The organism is Planktothrix sp. PCC 11201, from assembly GCF_900009135.1.
Lineage (GTDB): Bacteria > Cyanobacteriota > Cyanobacteriia > Cyanobacteriales > Microcoleaceae > Planktothrix.
In genome coordinates, this window is the sequence record NZ_LT797693.1 from 92,439 (window position 1) to 110,800 (window position 18,362).

The 18,362-nt window shown below is 40.1% G+C and carries 18 protein-coding genes; 11 read left to right on the top strand and 7 right to left on the bottom strand.

What is annotated here, in order from left to right; all coding sequences use genetic code 11:
• Positions 1 to 40 precede the first annotated feature (40 nt).
• A complete protein-coding gene (locus PL11201_RS05125; RefSeq protein ID WP_079677533.1) occupies positions 41 to 571 on the bottom strand; it encodes a pentapeptide repeat-containing protein in 531 nt (176 codons plus the stop codon).
• Between the two features lie 226 nt (positions 572 to 797).
• Here PL11201_RS05125 and PL11201_RS05130 point away from each other — a divergent pair, with 226 nt between their 5' ends.
• Together PL11201_RS05130 and PL11201_RS05135 are read left to right on the top strand one after the other, a co-directional pair.
• On the top strand, positions 798 to 1,019 hold the full coding sequence (locus PL11201_RS05130) for a hypothetical protein (RefSeq protein ID WP_079677534.1): 222 nt from the start codon (positions 798 to 800) through the stop codon (positions 1,017 to 1,019).
• Positions 1,007 to 1,408: a type II toxin-antitoxin system VapC family toxin gene (locus tag PL11201_RS05135; protein WP_079677535.1), complete on the top strand. Its 402-nt coding sequence runs from the start codon at positions 1,007 to 1,009 to the stop codon at positions 1,406 to 1,408. The genes PL11201_RS05130 and PL11201_RS05135 overlap by 13 nt, the downstream gene beginning before the upstream one ends.
• A 34-nt stretch (positions 1,409 to 1,442) precedes the next feature.
• Here PL11201_RS05135 and PL11201_RS05140 read toward each other — a convergent pair whose 3' ends face one another.
• Genes PL11201_RS05140 through PL11201_RS05150 form a run of 3 tightly spaced genes read right to left on the bottom strand, consistent with a single transcriptional unit; the run spans position 1,443 to position 5,149 of the window.
• A complete protein-coding gene (locus PL11201_RS05140; RefSeq protein ID WP_079677536.1) occupies positions 1,443 to 2,360 on the bottom strand; it encodes an ABC transporter permease in 918 nt (305 codons plus the stop codon).
• A gap of 9 nt (positions 2,361 to 2,369) precedes the next feature.
• Entirely contained in the window at positions 2,370 to 3,326 is a 957-nt protein-coding gene (locus tag PL11201_RS05145) for an ABC transporter permease (protein WP_079677964.1), read from the bottom strand.
• A gap of 41 nt (positions 3,327 to 3,367) precedes the next feature.
• Positions 3,368 to 5,149: a peptide ABC transporter substrate-binding protein gene (locus PL11201_RS05150; RefSeq protein ID WP_234996613.1), complete on the bottom strand. Its 1,782-nt coding sequence runs from the start codon at positions 5,147 to 5,149 to the stop codon at positions 3,368 to 3,370.
• A 221-nt stretch (positions 5,150 to 5,370) separates the two neighbouring features.
• Between PL11201_RS05150 and PL11201_RS05155 the strand changes: the two genes are divergently transcribed.
• The 8 genes from PL11201_RS05155 to rpmF all read left to right on the top strand — a co-directional run bounded on the left by PL11201_RS05155 (position 5,371) and on the right by rpmF (position 10,713).
• Positions 5,371 to 5,811, top strand: a complete 441-nt coding sequence (locus PL11201_RS05155; protein WP_079677538.1) for a cupin domain-containing protein — start codon at positions 5,371 to 5,373, stop codon at positions 5,809 to 5,811.
• Positions 5,812 to 5,893: 82 nt separating this feature from the next.
• The gene (locus tag PL11201_RS05160; RefSeq protein ID WP_079677539.1) at positions 5,894 to 6,127 is read left to right on the top strand and encodes a DUF167 domain-containing protein; all 234 of its coding nucleotides are present in this window, start codon (positions 5,894 to 5,896) and stop codon (positions 6,125 to 6,127) included.
• A gap of 43 nt (positions 6,128 to 6,170) precedes the next feature.
• Positions 6,171 to 6,434, top strand: a complete 264-nt coding sequence (locus tag PL11201_RS05165; RefSeq protein WP_079677540.1) for a hypothetical protein — start codon at positions 6,171 to 6,173, stop codon at positions 6,432 to 6,434.
• A gap of 11 nt (positions 6,435 to 6,445) precedes the next feature.
• The gene (gene xth / locus PL11201_RS05170; protein WP_079677541.1) at positions 6,446 to 7,264 is read left to right on the top strand and encodes an exodeoxyribonuclease III; all 819 of its coding nucleotides are present in this window, start codon (positions 6,446 to 6,448) and stop codon (positions 7,262 to 7,264) included.
• Positions 7,265 to 7,620: 356 nt separating this feature from the next.
• Positions 7,621 to 7,803 (top strand): hypothetical protein, encoded by a 183-nt coding sequence (locus PL11201_RS05175; protein WP_079677542.1) that lies wholly within the window; start codon positions 7,621 to 7,623, stop codon positions 7,801 to 7,803.
• A 65-nt stretch (positions 7,804 to 7,868) separates the two neighbouring features.
• Complete coding sequence (locus PL11201_RS05180) at positions 7,869 to 8,981, top strand: imelysin family protein (RefSeq protein ID WP_159451514.1); 1,113 nt, start codon at positions 7,869 to 7,871, stop codon at positions 8,979 to 8,981.
• A 69-nt stretch (positions 8,982 to 9,050) separates the two neighbouring features.
• A complete protein-coding gene (locus PL11201_RS05185) occupies positions 9,051 to 10,451 on the top strand; it encodes a di-heme oxidoreductase family protein (RefSeq protein ID WP_079677544.1) in 1,401 nt (466 codons plus the stop codon).
• A gap of 82 nt (positions 10,452 to 10,533) precedes the next feature.
• Entirely contained in the window at positions 10,534 to 10,713 is a 180-nt protein-coding gene (rpmF, locus tag PL11201_RS05190) for a 50S ribosomal protein L32 (RefSeq protein WP_079677545.1), read from the top strand.
• 184 nt (positions 10,714 to 10,897) lie between these two features.
• Here the strand turns inward: rpmF and PL11201_RS05195 are convergent, their stop codons facing one another.
• Positions 10,898 to 12,100 carry a HetZ-related protein gene (locus PL11201_RS05195; protein ID WP_079677546.1) on the bottom strand — a complete coding sequence of 401 codons (1,203 nt, stop codon included), beginning with the start codon at positions 12,098 to 12,100 and terminating at the stop codon, positions 10,898 to 10,900.
• Positions 12,101 to 12,485: 385 nt separating this feature from the next.
• Between PL11201_RS05195 and PL11201_RS05200 the strand changes: the two genes are divergently transcribed.
• Entirely contained in the window at positions 12,486 to 12,701 is a 216-nt protein-coding gene (locus tag PL11201_RS05200; protein WP_079677547.1) for a hypothetical protein, read from the top strand.
• A 133-nt stretch (positions 12,702 to 12,834) separates the two neighbouring features.
• Here the strand turns inward: PL11201_RS05200 and PL11201_RS05205 are convergent, their stop codons facing one another.
• Positions 12,835 to 14,094, bottom strand: a complete 1,260-nt coding sequence (locus PL11201_RS05205; protein ID WP_079677548.1) for a hypothetical protein — start codon at positions 14,092 to 14,094, stop codon at positions 12,835 to 12,837.
• Between the two features lie 392 nt (positions 14,095 to 14,486).
• A complete protein-coding gene (locus PL11201_RS05210) occupies positions 14,487 to 18,137 on the bottom strand; it encodes a WD40 domain-containing protein (protein ID WP_079677549.1) in 3,651 nt (1,216 codons plus the stop codon).
• Positions 18,138 to 18,362: the final 225 nt, after the last annotated feature.

Here is an 18,362-nt window from a genome sequence, read left to right on the forward strand (position 1 = left end):
TAAATCTTGATGAACCCGCCCCTACAAATGATGACTGATTTTATCTTCTGTTATTACATTTACGTCGCTGAGTTTCTATTGTGTAGTCTCGCGGAATACTGTTTAAATCCATTCCGGGCTGGAAAATTGTGGCGGCATCCCAGAGTTTTGCTCCCGTTAAGTTGGCTCCAGAAAAATTAGTTCTGTCATCAATAATTGCTCCACTTAAGTCAGTTTTACTTAAATCTGCACCACTTAAATCAACCCCACTCAAGTTAGCATCAACAAAATTGGCAAAGGAAAAATTAGTTTTTCTCATGGTGCTATTGGAGAGGTTTGCACAGGTAAAAAATGCTCCCCGGAAGTTGGCATCATTAAAATTGGCATTGCTCAAATTAGCTTGTCTAAGTTGAGCATTAACTCGGCTTTGATTGCTTAAATCAGCCCCTTGCAAATTACAGCCTTGACAGGAACGAGCATCTCCTCTTAAAAAAACAGCCGGGTCGGTTGTATTGAATTGAGCCATCGTTGGAGCCACAAAAACAACGGGTGTAAACACAGCCAAAACTGCCCAAAATTTATATTTTTTCATGGTTGATTATCATTGGTTTTATAGTTTAATTAATAACATATAAAATCCAACCTGTCAATTCTGAGGTAAAACCTGATTTTCTTGAAATTGAAAGGAGAGACAACGGGTATCGGGGGCAATTTTAAGACTCTTATAAATTTTCTGGGTGAAAATATTAAATTACAAGCTATAATGAAACCTAGACCCATTAAAATTTAGCCCAATTAACGAAATAGAGGCGAACACTATGTTAAAAAGTTATGAAGCAATTTATGAACAAGGTCAAATGAAGTGGCTGGCAGATCAACCTCAAGTGACTTCTGCTCGTGTAATTGTCACTATTTTGGAAGAGAATCCCTTACCTGTAAAACGTCGAATTTCTCCCAATTCTTTGGCTGGAAAAGCTCAAATTTTAGGTGATATTGTCGGCTCTATTGTTAATGAAGAAGATTGGAAATGTCTGAAGTAATTCTTCTTGATACCCATATTTGGCTTTGGTATATTAATGCCAACTTTGATCAATTTCCGTCTGATTGGCGATTGCGGATAGAATCAGCGAATCAAGTGGGAGTTTCCCCAGTGTCCTGTTTTGAAATTGCTTTTGCTCACAAAAAAGGGCGAATAAAGCTATTATGTACGCCTCAAGAATGGTTTGAAGGTGCTTTAGCTCCATCAGGGATTATATTGCTTCCTTTGACTCCTGAGATTGCCTCTATGGCTGTGAATTTGTCGCCTGTTCACAAAGATCCTTTTGATCGCATTATTATAGCAACAGCATTGATTTATCAAGCAAATTTAGCCAGTATTGATAGCTTGTTTTCTAAATATTCAGAACTCGATACCTATTTGATGAAATAATACTGATTAAATTTTGGTTGTACATCATAATAAATTAATGGGATTGCGGGTCTAAAGCATCCCTTAAACCATCACCTACTGCATTGATACTTAAAACGGTTAAAAAAATCGCTAATCCTGGAAATAAAGCCAAATAGGGGGCGGTTTCTAAATAGTTTTGAGCATCATAAAGCATTCTTCCCCAGGTGGGAACATCGGGGGGAAATCCTAATCCTAAAAAACTTAAAGTGGATTCTGTAATAATCGCAGTTCCCACCGCTAAAGTTGCTGCTACAATCACTGGACTCAAAACATTGGGAAGAATATGTACCCAAATTAATCGCTTAGAAGACGCACCAATTGCTTTAGCTGCGGTGACAAAATCCTGTTCCCTTGTGGTGAGAAAACTCGCTCGCACTAATCGCGCCACCGACATCCAATTTAACCCACCAACTACTATAATAATTAATAGGAAAATTCCGACTTCTGGCCCAACTATTTGTTTGATCGATTCTCGAAATAAATAGATGACTAATAGTAATACAGGTAATTGGGGAAGGGAAATAAATAAATCCGTTAATCGCATTAATATACTATCAATAATTCCGCCATAAAATCCGGCGATCGCCCCTACTAATGTTCCTAATAAAATTGCTACCGCCATCGCTGCGACTCCAACGGTTAAAGAAACTCGTCCCCCAATTAATAAACGGGCTAATTGATCCTGTCCTAAATCATTGGTTCCAAAAGGATGTTTTATCGTGGGAGAAGAAAGAGAATTAACAAAATCAATTTCCGTCGGAGAAATCCCATAAACCCAAGGGCCAACAATTACGGCTAAAATCAATAATCCTAAAATTATTAATCCTAAAAGGGCGATTTTATCTCGTTTAAATTGTCGCCAAGCCGTCTGAATTAGAGTTTTAGATTGGCGGATTTGGGAGGTTTTTTCGGAAGGTTGAATGACAGTCATAGTTAATAATTAATATTGAACTCTAGGGTCTAATAATCCATATAAAATATCGGCAAATAAGTTGAAAATTACGACTAAAATCGCATAAACCATCGTAATTCCCATAATAACCGGGGTATCACTGCGAAAAATTGAATCAATTAATAACGCCCCAATCCCAGGAATTCTAAATACCTGTTCGGTAACTAATGATCCAGCAAATAAACCAGGAATTTGTAAGGCAATTAAGGTCACAACTGGAATTAAGGCATTTCTCAAAATATGACCATTAATTACATTCAATTTTGGTAAACCTTTCGCGTAAGCGGTGCGAACATAATTTTGATTTAACTGTTCTAAAAAAGAAGACCGAATAAACCGCATTAAAATTGCAGCTTGATAGAATCCTAACACACAAATAGGCATAATAGACTGTTGGATTTGTTGCCAAAATGTTTGTAAATTGGTTACTTTTAAGGTACTATTATAAATAAAAGGAAACCATTTGAGTTGAACACTGAAAATAATAATAAACAGTAACCCAGTAAAAAAAGTGGGTAAGGAAAACCCAATAAAGGAAACCGTTGTGATGATTTGGTCTAAAACCGAATAGCGTTTTAAAGCGGAAATAATCCCAAAGGGAAAGGCGATTAAAACCGCTAAAATATAAGCCGCCCCCATAATCCAAAGAGTTGTGGGTAAACGTTGTAAAATCAAATCTAAAACCGGGCTACGACTGGTAAAAGAATAGCCTAGATCTCCTTGTAAAAAGGCCAAAATCCATTTTAAATACCGGATCGGAATAGGTTGGTCTAAACCGAGCGATCGCCTAATATTTTCTCGGACTTCGGGTGTAATGGCAGGATTATTGGCAAATTCTCCCATGGGATTACCCGGGGCTAAAGCTAGGATTAAAAACACGACCATACTAATAGCTATTAGGGTGGGAATGGAGGTGAGAATCCGGTTGATTAGGTATCGGGTCATGTTGAATAATAATAAAATAAAAGATAGCCCTAAAGGGCTTACTACGGGGTCTTTTTCCAATCTTTGATATTCCAGACGGTTAAATCCCAAGGGGTTAAGTTTACGCCTGTTAATTTCTGATTGACTCCTTCTACTTCCGCCCGATGAATTAAGGGAATTACAATATAATTATTCACTAACATATCATTCATTTTAATCCAGATTTGTTTTTGTTTTTCGGGGTTAATTTCAGTGGTCGCTTGTTTCCAAAGGGCATCATATTCTGGCTGACAATAGCGAGAATAATTGTCCCCTGTCCAGTTATTCGCTTTTTGCGGAATTTGGTCACAGGTATAGGTTTTTAAATAGGCGGTGGGATCGGGATTAGTATTTCCGGTACTAAATAATTGTAAATCCGCCGCAAATCTTTCTGTGGTATCGGGATTAGCAGGATCACCGGAAAAATAGACACTCGGATCAATACTTTTGAGTTCTACTTTCATGCCTAATTGTTCTAAGGATTGTTTAATTACTTCTTGGGTTTTTTGCCTTAAAGGATTAACGGAACTTTGAAACACTAAGTTCATTTCTACCCCATTTTTATCTCTAATCCCATTATTATTAGTATCTTTCCATCCCGCTTCCTCTAATAGTTGAGTTGCTTTTTCTAAATTAAATTGATAGGTGGTATTAGGGGAAACAACTTGAACAGGATTCACTACAAAATTAGAAGTTGGTTTGCCTAAAATTCCATAGAGTTGATTAGCAATAATATCTCGATTGATCGCTAAACTTAAAGATTGACGTACTTTAGGATCGCTAAAGAAAGGATGGGGGAATTTCAAACTCGATCTTTCTCCATCCGGTGTGGTTTTATTTGGATCGGTTTGATTAATCAGAATCCGTTCCATTAATGCCCCAAAATTAGAAACAATCTTACCTTTTCCCGTCGCTTCTAAGGGTTTTAAAACATTAGATTCCACCTGAAGATTATAGGCATAATCCGCATCTCCCGTCTGCAAAACTGCCCTAGCTGCGGAGGCTGCATCGCCTCCCCCCTTGAGTTCTATTCGTTCAAATCCTAACTTTTTAGCTTCTCGAAAATTGGGGTTAGCTTCATAGACAACTACGTCCCCTGGTTTGAATTCTACGACTCGATAGGGCCCGGTTCCTACGGGTTTTAAATTACCCGGTGCCTGTCGAGAATTTTCTCCATTATAGGCTTGAAAAATATGACGAGGTAAAATCATTCCTTCGGTTCCCACAAACACCGAATACCATCCCGGGGTTACGGATTTAAAGTTGATTTTTATGGTATGTTCATCAATTTTTTCAATATCTTTAATAATTTCATATGTCCCGGATGTGGTAGTTCCCACTTTGGGATTACTAATAAATTCATAGGTAAAAATAACATCATCGGCGGTAAAGGGTTTTCCATCCGACCATTGAATATCTTTTTTCAGTTTCCAAGTCACGGATTTACCATCTTTCGCAATTCCTCCATTTTCCAGACTGGGAATTTCTGCGGCTAAGAATGGGACTAATTCTAATTGATTATTAAAACTGGCCAAGGGTTCTAAAGTAATTCGACTAGCTTCTGAATCTTTGAACCCCGTTGATAAATGGGGATTCAGAATAGTTGGTGCTTGCCAATATAATAATTTTAGGGTATTTTCTGCGGGTTGCTGATTAGAATTAGTTGGATTTGTTGAGGTAGAATTTGGGGAAGATCCACAGGAAGTTAGGGTGAAACTAATCAGAGAAATCAACAGAGAAAATTTATAAAAATTCATAGAAATTGTAGAAAAGGGCGATCGCATTCTGTACTGAGTGTGTTTCATTACCGTAGTGAGGCATTTATGCCTCCATTCTCGAATTTCGTTAATTCTATTACCGTAGTGAGGCATTTATGCCTCTATTACCCAATTTCGTTAATTCTATTACCGTAGTGAGGCATTTATGCCTCTATTACCCAATTTCGTTAATTTTATTACAAAATTTTACAGAAACGCCGCTTACACTTGACAAAAGCATAAAATTTTGCATTGTGAGGACTATCAATATGGGTCTTATCCACCAAGTTGAAGTTCGCAGACTCAACTCGATCCGCTCCGGGATGGTTGAATTTTTCACCCCCCAAACCAGCGATGAAACGATGACGGTACAGGTCGAGGCGGGGGCGGTAGAGAAGTTATTTGTCCATCGTTTTCAAACCGATCAATTGTTGGTTGTCCGGGGTCAATTTGTCCTAGTGATTTTACAAAATCGTCAATATCGTTATATTCCTTTGAGTGATCGGGTTCCAACCGTGGTTAAAATTCCCCCAGGAGTTCCTCACGGTGCAGTTAATCTGGGTACAGAAGACTGTTTAATGGTGAATGCGGTATTGCGCCATGGGCAACCCCATGAACGAGATTATCGGCCTTTAAAACCGCCTTTTCCTTACAATTTAGTCGCAGTAAAACAGGCTTTAGAAAGTTTAGATTATCCCCTAACTGCTTAATTTTAAAATAATCTTAAATCAATATAGGATACCAAATTGCTGTATCCTATATTGATAATAGCGATCGCAGTTTTTTAAAACCTTGGCAATCTTAAAAATTAAAGTTAAACCCAATTCTAAACAACAGGCTTTCCATGAAGAACTGGATGGAAGTTTTACCGTCCATCTGAAATCTCCCCCAGTCGAAGGAAAAGCCAATCAAGAATTAATTAAATTTTTAGCCAAACACTTAGGAGTCCCCAAATCCCAAATTACAATTAAATCGGGCTTATCCTCCCGCCATAAATTTGTAGAAATTCCTGACCCTAATTCCTAGTATAATGGGGGAGTAGCCATCATTGATTTCAGTATTTTTGCCAATGGATGCGTTTCAACCCACCCCTCCAGATTGGACGACCGATGCAATTCACGCTTCTGAGTTTTGCTGTCCTGAGTGTTCCGCTAATAGTTTAGAAGCCCAACAGGTTTGGATTAATCGTCGTTCTCCCGTTTATAGTGAAAATAACCGTCGCAAATGGCAGGAATTTTATGCCTGTCAATGTGGCTCTGTTTGGTGGGCTTGGAGTAGCGATCGCCCCCCTTCTAATTTGCTTCCTCAACCTGAAGATTCTGATATTTTTTGATAGTCTATAAAATGAAAATTGCAACGTGGAATGTTAATTCAATTAGAACTAGAAAAGATCAGGTATTGCAATGGTTACAAACCAATGAAATTGATATTCTTTGTTTACAAGAAACTAAAGTCATTGACAAAGATTTTCCTCGTTCTTGTTTTGAAGAATTGGGTTATAATACCTATATCTATGGTCAAAAATCCTATAACGGGGTCGCAATTTTTAGTAAAACTCCCCTAGAGGCGGTTCATTTTGGATTCTCGGATATTTTAAAAACTGAACCCTCTCAAAACTTTGATGAACAAAAACGAGTTTTAACCGGAATGATTAATGGAATTGCAATTGTAAATTTATACGTTCCCAATGGTTCCAGTATTGATAGCGACAAATATCACTATAAATTAAACTGGTTAAACCATCTCAAAGACTATTTAAAACTTCTGTTTACTCAGACCGAAAAGATTTGTATTTGCGGGGATTTTAATATTGCTTTAGAAGATATTGATATTCATAACCCCAAGGGTCGAGAAACTCATATTATGGCGAGTGATGCTGAACGTCAAGCCTTAGAATCAATATTAGAATTAGGCTTTAAAGATGCTTTTCGCAAGTTCACCACTGAGGGTGGACAGTTTAGTTGGTGGGACTATCGCCAAGCCTCCTTCCGACGCAATACCGGATGGCGCATTGATACACATTATTTAACATTACCTCTCTACGAAGTCGCTACTCATTCCATCATCGATAAAACCCCCAGAACTTGGGAACAACCCAGCGACCACACCCCCGTCATTTTAACCCTAGACCTGACCAGTCTGGAGACGGAGGAGCCCAAGTAATTCACCCCTCTTGCATTATGCTGAAAGTTGTTGTACCTTAATTGAGAAGCTTTATCAACTAATCTTTTAAAAATTTAGACTAATTGAGAGCTTGCAAAAACACGAGAAAAGGCACTAGACTGAAAATTTGAACAAATCAGCCTAGTGCCTAAACTCAAAAACCATAACTATTCACTTTGAAACATCCTGATGTCTTGATTTAGCGATAACCCTGGAAAGCGATCGCTCAATTGAGACGGGATAGTTTCATTGTAGGTTTTTTGGCGATTTTCTGTCAAGTCAATTGTCAGAGAAGTTAACAATTATTATCGTTTTCTCAAATAATTGAGAATTAATCCTAATTGATAGAACCTCCAATGCAAACCAATATCTCAAATTTCCCGCGTTCTCTGGATTTAGCAACACTGTGTATCTACGGACTCAGTATTTTATCCGCAGGTTTATTTCTGTTTTCACCCTTCGTAAATTTACTGCATCCGAGTCCTTGGCAACGCAGTTTAGGAACAATACATGGCTTTGGTTCCCTTATCTCAAGTTGAGACAGCGTTAAAACCCGACTCTCCATTGGGTCAATTTAATGAACAAAACTCTACCAATTCCATCAATGACTTACTCTATTTTCAATTGTTTTAGAACTGGTGCGATCGCCAGTTTACTCTTATTAACTAGTAGTTGCAATAATACAGCATCAACTAATAGTAATCTATCCTCACAAACTTTATCACCAGACAGGACAACCTTAGTGGTAAGTCATTTTGCAGATCAAGTTGTGATTCCTACTTATCAACAGTTAGTAAAAGAGGCGGGGGAACTCTCAAAAGCCGTGAATGAGTTTGTAGAAAACCCGACTCAGAAAACCCTAAAAGCCACACAAAAGGCTTGGGTAGCGACTCGTTCTCCTTGGGAACAAAGCGAAGCCTTTGCATTTGGCCCGGCGGAATCTTTAGGCTATGATGGGGATTTAGATGATTGGCCAGTGAATGAAACGGATGTTGTTGCTATTATTAATAGTCAGGATGAAATTACCTTAGAGTCGGTAAAAAAACTGCAAACAACACAAAAAGGATTCCATACCATTGAGTATTTATTATTTGGTTTAGATTCTCAAAAAACGGCTCAAAATTTCTCAAAACGAGAGTTAAAGTTATTACAGAATCTAACTGTAGCCTTTAATGAATCTGCTAATAATTTAACCAAAAGTTGGGCAGAAGGAGTCAATGGTAATCCAGCGTATCGGGAAGTTTTAGCAACAGCAGGAATTCAGAATAATCCTGCCTATCCCACCCCACAAGCCGCCGTCGAGGAAATTCTACAGGGGATGTTAGGCTGTTTGGATGAAGTGGCGAATGAAAAAATCGGTAAACCGTTGGAAACGAAAGATTATTTAACCTTTGAAAGTCGATTTAGCCAAAATTCTCTAACTGATTTTCAGAATAATCTCAAAAGTGTTGAGAATGTTTATTTAGGGCGAATTTCAGGAACTGAGGCTCAAAGTAATAGTATTAGTGCTTTAGTCGCTCAAAAAAATCCTGAATTAGATCAAAAAATAAAACAGGAATTAAAAGCAGCCATAGAAGCCGTTAATGCAATTTCTAGTCCCATTGAAAACACAATTAAAAATCCCGAAACTACCGCTAAATTAACATCAGCTAAAACCGCTATTTCAACCTTATTTTCTACCCTAGAAACACAACTGCTTCCCCTCATCAAAACATAGGATTAGCATAGCCCATCTTCCTATATCCAAGCAAACCATCAAAACAAGATCCTTCACTTCATTAATTCAATGCAAACTTTATCCTTAAAATATCCTCCCAGAAAACCTATTAAGTTTTTAATCATTTTCGTAATCGCAATTTTAGGAGGAATTACCCTATCCAGTTTTTGGCATTTTCAAAATAGGTTGCAACCCGAAATCCCTTTAGCGGGAGGAGAAACCACCGTATTTAACCGCAGTTCCAGTAGCTTTGAACAACCGTTAGCCAATTTAGATGAAACGGAAAAGAAAAAACATACAGAATCTAATACCGCTTTTGAGGCTAATTTTGTTACTAAACCTGCACCCATTCATCCCGGGTTAGGGCCTTTTTTTAATAACGCTTCCTGTGCAGGATGTCACCTGAAAAATGGTCGGGGTTTACCCGAACCCGGACAATTATTAGTCAGAGTCAGTGCGCCGAAAGTTAATCCTGTTAAACCAGGTAATTATCATTTAGAAGGATCGGTTAAAATTGATAATCTACCGCCTGTTTTGGGACTGGGAACCCAGATTCAAGATTTTGCAATTTACGGACAAAAACCCGAAGCCATAGTTAATGTAGAATGGCAAGAACAAACGGGTCAATATAGCGATGGAACGTCTTATAAATTGCGATCGCCTCAACCTAAAATTACCCTGCCAAATGGTCAACCAATTTTACCAGAAATTCAAAAATCCTTGAGAGTTCCACCCCCAGTTTTTGGCCTAGGTTTATTAGAAGCAGTTCCTGAAAAAACGATTTTAAATCTCGCCGATCCCGATGATCAAAATCAGGATGGAATTTCAGGAAAAGCGAATCAAGTTTGGGATGCTCAAAAAAAATCGGAAGCATTAGGACGATTTGGTTGGAAAGCTGGAAATCCGACATTAATTCAACAAAATGCAGGTGCTTATGCGAATGATATGGGAATCACCAACCCGTTATTTACCGATGGGGAAAAACTAACGGATATTGATCAAAAAACCTTAGATTTAACGACATTCTATGTACAGACTTTAGCCGTTCCCGCCCGAACTTTATTAGATGACCCGCAAGTCAAACGAGGCGAAACGTTATTTGCTCAAGCTAATTGTGTTTCCTGTCATTTACCCACCTTAAAAACTGGTAATCATCCCGTTAAAAAATTAGCAAATCAAACCATTCATCCCTATACGGATTTATTGTTACATGATTTAGGAGCCGGATTAGCCGATCATCGCCCGGAATTTCAAGCATCGGGGACAGAATGGCGAACTCCTGCTTTATGGGGTATTGGGTTAACCCAAACCGTATCTCCCTATTCTGGATATTTGCATGATGGTCGAGCGCGAACCCTCGAAGAAGCGATATTATGGCATGGGGGAGAAGCCGAAACTGCTAAAAAAGCGTTTAGAAGCATGACCCAGGAAAATCGAGATGCGTTAGTCCGCTTTTTGAAATCGTTGTAAACTTTCTGGAAAAAAATCTTCAGCAATGGGTACAAATAGGGTATTATAGTAGTTTGTGCAAAATCTTCATTAATCTAGGCTCATGGCTGTACCCAAGAAGAAAATGTCCAGGTCGAGACGCGATATGCGGAAGGCGACTTGGAAACGGAAAGCAAGACTACAAGCTGAAAAAGCGTTATCTCTCGGTAAGTCCGTTCTCACAGGTCGTTCTACAGGATTTTACTATCCCACTGACGACCAAGAAGAAGGCGACGAAGAATAAACGATTGGACTGTGCGAAACTATATAAAGATAGGGGCGAGAAAGCCTCTCTGTTCGGGAGAGGAAAACTCGCCCTTATTGTTTGGAGATTTAGACATTAATAAAACCCATATTCTGCACGATAAAATGTAATAGATTATTATTCAAAAATTTCTCTCTTGTGAACGTCCTTAACTCATAATATATTACATTTTGTCAGGCGAAATCTGGGCTGAGGCTTCGCTGTTACGGTAGTTGAAAGCCAGGTCGAGGATTTTAGCCCAACGTTTTTGGACTTGTTTGGGGGTGCATTTGAGGATAGAGGCGATCGCTTTATCACTTTCTTCTTGGTCTTTGAGTTGTAATAACTGTTGCTGATCGACAGATAATTGGGCTTGGAAGGCTTGCCATTGTTCGCTATTCATCCCCAATTTTTGGTTAATATCAGCCCCTAACCATTCATGGACGAGTTTCCAGTTGTTAGACCGGGCAAATTTTTCGACGTGGTATTTAAACCGTTGTTGCAGATAGTCCCGTTCACGGGCGGTTAACCCCAGGGCTTTATCAATATCGCAGGCTTGCAGATCTTGCATTTTGAGTTTTAAATATTTAACACAATCGGTTTGTCCTTGGGATTCTAAATATTGCATCAGTTCATTAATCACCCGATCGCGTAAAACACTTTCTGCGGGGTCAACGGTTTCAGACACCATTTTTTCCCGAATTTGCTGCATCGCGGATGTCCGGCTTTGGGCTTCGGCTTCTTCGGTTTTGCCACCTTCAACGGCTAATTCAATATCCATAGAGGTTTCAGGGGGTTGACCTTTAGCAAACCCTTGGGCGCGTAACACAATTAACCGTTGACGGTTACGACCGGGTAAACCGATCTGGCGTTTGGCATACTGTTCGGTAAAAGCCATATATTCCGCTAATTCTAAACGGGTATGGGGGGTATAGTTAGCTTCCAGGGCGTGTTCCCGACGAAAAGCCCGCAGAGACTCGACATAAAATCCTTGTAAAAAGTCTTCAATTAAGTTGTAACGGGCTTGGAAACTCAACTGAGACTCAAAGGAAGCAACGTGACGGTAGACCATGGCCGCGAGGTGGGAGTGGAGTTCTACCCGACCTTGACGAGAGCCGAGTTTGTAATACTCTAAGCACTTTTGCAACCGATGACGGGCTAAACTTAATTGCCAGGTTTGCACATCGCCAGAGGTTTGAATGCGGTTGCTTTTTTCACAAATGCGTTCTACTTCCAGGGCCATCCGTAGCGTCACTGTCCGACCACTGGCGGGGAGGGCTTTAACTGTTGTTTGCAATTCTTGTAATAAAAGTTGAGCTAAGGCTTGAGGATCAATATAATTAAGAGTAACTTCAGAATCTTGAATTGAAATATCTTGTGCAAACATGATGGGTTTCCTTGGGTAAAGCACTGTGTACAGAAGGCGAGAGTCAAAGGCGGTTTGGTATTTCCTGATTCAACTCTCTACACTTTGAATAGTAGAAGCAGCCCCTTTGGAGTAGTGACATCAATGTTCCACTCTCTGATGTAACTAATTAGATGCGGTGGGTTTATCCTCTACATTCAGCCCTTGTACATCACCCTAAAAGCCTTATTTAATCAGTATTACAACCCTATTTTATTTACCCTGATCACAGCGAGTTTTCCCCAGGGTTGTCGATATTATCCCTAGACCAGTTTCACAACTGGCTACGGTGAATTTAAAAAATATAGACTGTAGTGGGAGCGTCCTCGCTCCCTAGAATATACAGACGTGCCATGGCACGTCCAATATGAATCTGGAAGATAAAGCTCGGGAACTCTTGGTACAAGATCGCCAGCACCTAGAACACATCGGCGAAAATATGCTCGACCGAGTAGCCAAAGAAGCACAAGCGGTGGAACAAACTCAAGAACAAGCGCGGGAGTTGTTGGCTGAAGATCGTCTGCATGACGACCATCTCCAAGAAGCGATGTTGAGTCGAGTCGAGAAACAACAAAGTCATTGAACCCACTCTCAGAACGTCTCAAACGGAAAAACCATTTTTGAGGGAACGTGATTGAAGCAGTCGCGCCAAGGAATCGTTCACTTAACTCCATTGGTGCTAGTTTTTTGATCAACAATTTCGGGTTGAAAGATCCCTACCCTATCCCTAATTTAACCGGAGGTTGTTGAAATTTTAACTTTCCCCAGTTAAAGCCAAAAGCAAGATTGAGGTTTTCTAAAGATTCCACCAGCCAAAATACTTTATCTCGGGGGAAAGTTGCATAGTGGTTAAATAAAATCGAGAACCGTTTTTCTAAATCCGACTTAACCCTCCGGCAAATTAAGACAATTTTCAAGAGTAACCCAATTGAACGAGTCACACCCAAGTTACTGCTTAAATCTAAAAACACAAAGTGATGGGGTTGTTGAGGACTTTCCACTACCAGGAAATTTAATAACTTGCGACAGGTTCCCGCCACGAGGGTATCATTCACTTTCTGACTATCATTGTGTGAGAGCGTCCCTTGAAGTTCTCGGTACAAGCGATTATTAAAATGTTTTTTTGCATATTTAGTATCAACTGCATCCGTTAAATATTCATACAATTCCTCTTTAAATGTCCGATAAGTACGAGCGTTTTGACTTTGATTTACAAAAATTTTGGCTAAATCATCATAGGTGTGATAACTGTCAATTCTTCCAGTGAAATGTTTGACGGCAAAATTCAATTTTTTGTCCGTTAATAGGGTAGGGTTTTCCACCGACGGTAAGATTAGCCGTTGTTCCCGAGGAGTATTTTTAAAGGTGAGATATTGAGATAAATCCTGTTCAAAGGTTTCCTGAGCCTGCATCCGCATCTCCCGAATTTCCTGGCGTTGTTCATCGGGACTATCATCGGTTAAGAAACAATGATCATATAAATAGGGATAACGACTAATTAAACCTTCAACACTATCACTTTTTTTATCTTCTTCCGCTTTGATTTTTTCTTCAAAAACTTTACTCAAACGGCGCAGAGCCTGGTATTGTTCGGTTTCAGTAAATCGTTTAACTAATGAACGTAGGCGTTTTGCCGTCCAACAGGAGGGCAAACCCGAGGGTGTTTGTTCAAAACTATGAATTAGTTCAGGAATCGCCCACTGATCCCGGGGATTTTTGCGCCACCGGTTAATTAAAATATAGCAACTGCGGTTAAGAACATACTGAAATTCTATATTGGCTAAATCCGAATCGACAATCCGACCAACCGCTAAATTGACCGCTAAATCTGGGTATTCCCCACCTTGGATAAACAGATTAAAGAAACGCTGAATCAGTTGTCGGGGCAATTCAAAATCAACACAGTATTGCAGATGAGCATAAATGACTTGCTCATCTGACGAATGGTAATACTGGCTGAACCCCGAACTATTCACGGTATAACCCCTCTTTTTCTAGGGACAGATCGAACACAACAAAAAAACGATCACAACCCCACACTGTTACCCAACATCATAACCTCCTTGAGTCCGTTTTCCTACCCGTCCCGATGGTGGAGCAAGTGAGATTTCGATTTTCCCTCCCGTCTCTTTCGGAGTATGCTCCTACTGGTATCGAGGCGAGTACAACGTCCGGTTATCCGTAACCCACTTCCTCTGTGATCACACCAGATATTGGGGTAAGAACCAACCAAGGATGACTGAAAACTTTAGGCAGAGTGTGGCTTCTGTATGAATACATATATTCTATTGATAAATCATTACAACTTCTATAAAGATTCAGCAAAAATCAATGAGAAATTGTAAAGATTCAGTAAAGCTATTTCTTATTAACTTTGATCCCGGTTAAGATCGATAGCTCCTAGAGCTTTAAGTGTAACTTTTTGAGCCGTTGTGATTCCGGTCACACCCGTAATATTTAAGCCATTATAGGGTTTATCAGCGCGTAAGGTTTTTAAACATTCATTAGTATGTAAGTCCCAAATCTTAATCCCTTGATCATGACTTCCACTCGCTAAAAAATTGCCATGAGGATCACCATGAACTGACCAAACGGGGTGATCATGACCCCTTAGATTTTTCACACATTCCCCAGTGGCAATATCCCATAACTTCACCTGATAATCATAGCTGCCACTCACCCAAACTTCTCTGTGGGTGTAGAATAAAATTCCTTGGACTCGTTCGATTTCACCCCTCCAGGTTTGCAGACATTCACCGGTTTTAATATTCCAACATTTCACCGAACGATCATAACTCCCACTAACTAAAATAGAACCCTTGTCCGTAAACCCCAGGACATGAACCCGATCACTGTGGCCTGCGAGAACCGCCAAACATTCGCCCGTTACTATATTCCAAACTCGGATCTGGTGGTCATTACTCCCACTGGCTAGAATCTGATCCCGGGGACTAAAAGCCACCGCACCCACCCAACGCTGATGACCTTCTAAGGTTTGTAACAGTTCTCCGGTCTGTACATCCCAAAGTTTCACCGTTTGGTCATCACTGGCACTTGCCAGTAGCACACCCTCGGAACTAAAGGTCACGGCTTGAATCCGATCACTATGACCATGTAGGGTTTTGAGACATTCTCCGGTCTGTGCATCCCAAAGTTTTACCGTTTGGTCATAACTCCCCGTGGCAATTAACCCGCCATCGGGACTAAAGGCCACTGACCACACCCAATCCCGATGACCGGGTAACTGTTTGAGACAACGACCCGTCCCCACATCCCACAGTCGCACCTTATTGTCATCACTGCCACTAGCCAAACGCCGACCATCGGGACTCAAAACAAACGACCACACCTGATGACGATGACCGCGTAAGGTTCGCAATCGTTGCCCAGTTTGCACATCCCATAACTGCACTATCTGATCTACACTTCCGGTGGCGAGGGTTTGGCTATCGGGACTAAAAGCCAAGGAACAAACCTGACTTTCCAGTCCGGTTAAAGTCTTTAAACAGACCCCCGTTCGGATATTCCAGAGTTTCACCGTTTGGTCATCGCTGCTACTGGCTAATAGTTCTCCATCGGGACTAAAAACCACGATCCAAACCGAATCTTGATGACCTTCAAAGGTATGAAAACTTTGACCAGTATTCACATCCCATAGGCGAACTGTTTTTTCCTGGGTACTGCTGGCGATCAAATGGATTTTGCCCGGAGTTGATCCCGAAGGGACGAAGGTAACAGCCCAGTTCCAAGCGTCATTTCCATAGAAGGTGTGTAAACAGGTTCGGGTTTGAACATCCCAGAGTTTGATCGTCTGATCTTCGCTGCTACTGACAATCTGTTGACCATTGGGATTCCAGGTCAGGGTGGATAGACTTTCGGTGTGACCTGTGAACTGATGCACACATTGTCCTGAGCGAATATCCCAAATCCTAATACTTTGGTCATCGCTACCACTGGCTAACCAATCTCCTTGGGGACGAAAACCCACGCAATTTACCGTTCCTTGATGCTCTGACCAACGGTTCAAGCATTCTCCGGTTGAGACTTTCCATAGTCGCACGGTTTGATCCTCACTGCCACTGGCGAGTAAGGTGCCATCGCTATTAAAAGTGAGGGACTTCACCCCCACGGTTTGGCCTTGACAGACTAATAATTGTTGACCGTCTTCAACTGTCCATAAAATAATTTTGCCTTCTGCATCTCCGGTGGCTAAAATTCCGTTGCTTCCCAAGGCGACGGTGAGAGAATTTCCTAGGGTTTTGGCAAACACCGATCGAGATAAATCGGAACCGGAAAAATTAACGTTTTGTAAGTTGGCATCTTGTAAATAAGCCTGCCAGAGTGTTAATTGAGAAAAGTCATACTCTGCTAAATCGAGGTCTAAGTGATGGCAAAGATTTAGTAGATTCCCGCCCCCATAGCCGGAGGCATGACGGTGTTGTTTTAACCTTTGAATGAGAGTTTTAAATTTTTGATTGAGTTCTCCTGAAATTCGATAACGGTTGAGGAGTTTTTGGACAATTGGCTGTAGAATTAAACGGGTTTGACTTTCTCTAATATAATCTTTAGCTTGGGATTTTATTAAGGGATATTGATTGAGAATATTAATGGTTTCTGTTTCAATTTCTTGGAGAACTTTTTCAATCAATTTTTCAATGATATATTCCATCACTACGGGTTGTTGAGTGAAGCTCCCGCCACCTTTTTCAATTAGCGATCGCCGACTCAAGGATTCTAAGGCTTCGATCAGTTCAACTGAGGAAGTAATTGATAATAAATCTTTTCTTAAATCTACCATCGTACAGGGTTCTCGATTAATTGCTAACCAATACATGGTTTCTAATTCTAGTTTGGAAATTCGTCCTAATTGTTGTTCTAATAAATCCCTGATATCCCCAAATATTGCCGTTCCCTGTTGAATTTGTTGTAAAAATTCACCCACATTCCCGGCAAATAAATCATAAATAGTCGTGGTAACAATTTTTAATGCCAGGGGATTTCCTGCATAGCGTTCAATTAATTCTTGCCATTGTTCTAAGGAGCTATAATCTCCTTTGGCATGAATAATTGCTTGACAATTTTTAATGTCTAAACCCAGTAGGGGTAAGCAACGAATTTTCAGCGTTTGACCTTCTAAAGCCGCAATTTCTCTGGGTTTTTCTCGACTGGTCATCAACAAACAACTTTGGTGTTGAGTTTCTCCTAAACGTTTAAATAAATCACCGTAATTTTCATACCCTGGATAGTAACGCCCCACCAGATTTCCTTCTTGTAAAATTGATTCTAAGTTATCTAAAATAATTAAGCAGCGAGATGTTCTTAAAAATTCGATTAATTGAGAGATTTGACGGACGGGGTCGGCAGATAAATTACATTCGGTTTTATCAGCAAAAAAATGAATTAAATCAATTAAAATATCAGTTAATGGAGGTGCGTTTCGTAGTGATCGCCAGATCACAAATTCAAAATGAGGATGAATTTTTTGAATAAATTTCACCGATAAAGAAGTTTTTCCCATTCCCCCCATACCCAATACGGCAATGACTCGACAATCTTCTTGTAAAGTCCACTGTTCAAGTTGAGTAAGTTCTTGAAGACGGCCATAAAACTGAGAGACATCCGGTGCTTCTCCCCAGTCTATATTTTTTTTTGCGGGGGTTGAGGAAACCGGAGGATCGGGGGTTGGATGGGGGTCAGAGGGGGGAGTGGGAGAAGAAAGACGTTCAATTACGCTCCGAAAATTCTTTTTCCTAACTTTTTCCCCTAACTCATCCGATAATAATTTCCATAACTTTGGCCCCACATCCTGCTTCAGATATTCGGGAGTGCAGCGATATTCTAAAGCAATTTCATGGTATTTCTGACAGTACCAAGTTCCTTGAAGAACGGCGGTTTGTGCGTCAGTCAAGTGTTTTCCGGTTTTTTCAAAAACCAATGTATCGGTAATTGCGAGCGCCTGTTCAAATTTCATCATAACTAACAGATGCAGCCAAGTTGGTTTTTGCTGTTTATCTTGCACCTTTCTATACCATCGCAGAAATTGTAACAGAAAGCCGTCGTATCGGTACCCATCTTTGATATTCTCAAGGTCATAATTGCGTTTTTTGTGGAGAAGATGTTATACCAGTGGGCATGGCTGAACCTTACAATTGTTCTTTTTTGAGGAGTTTATTATTCTTAAATAAAATTTAAAGTCAGCCTTTTGCAAAAGCTGACTTAGTGATTGTTGAATTTAGATTGTGGC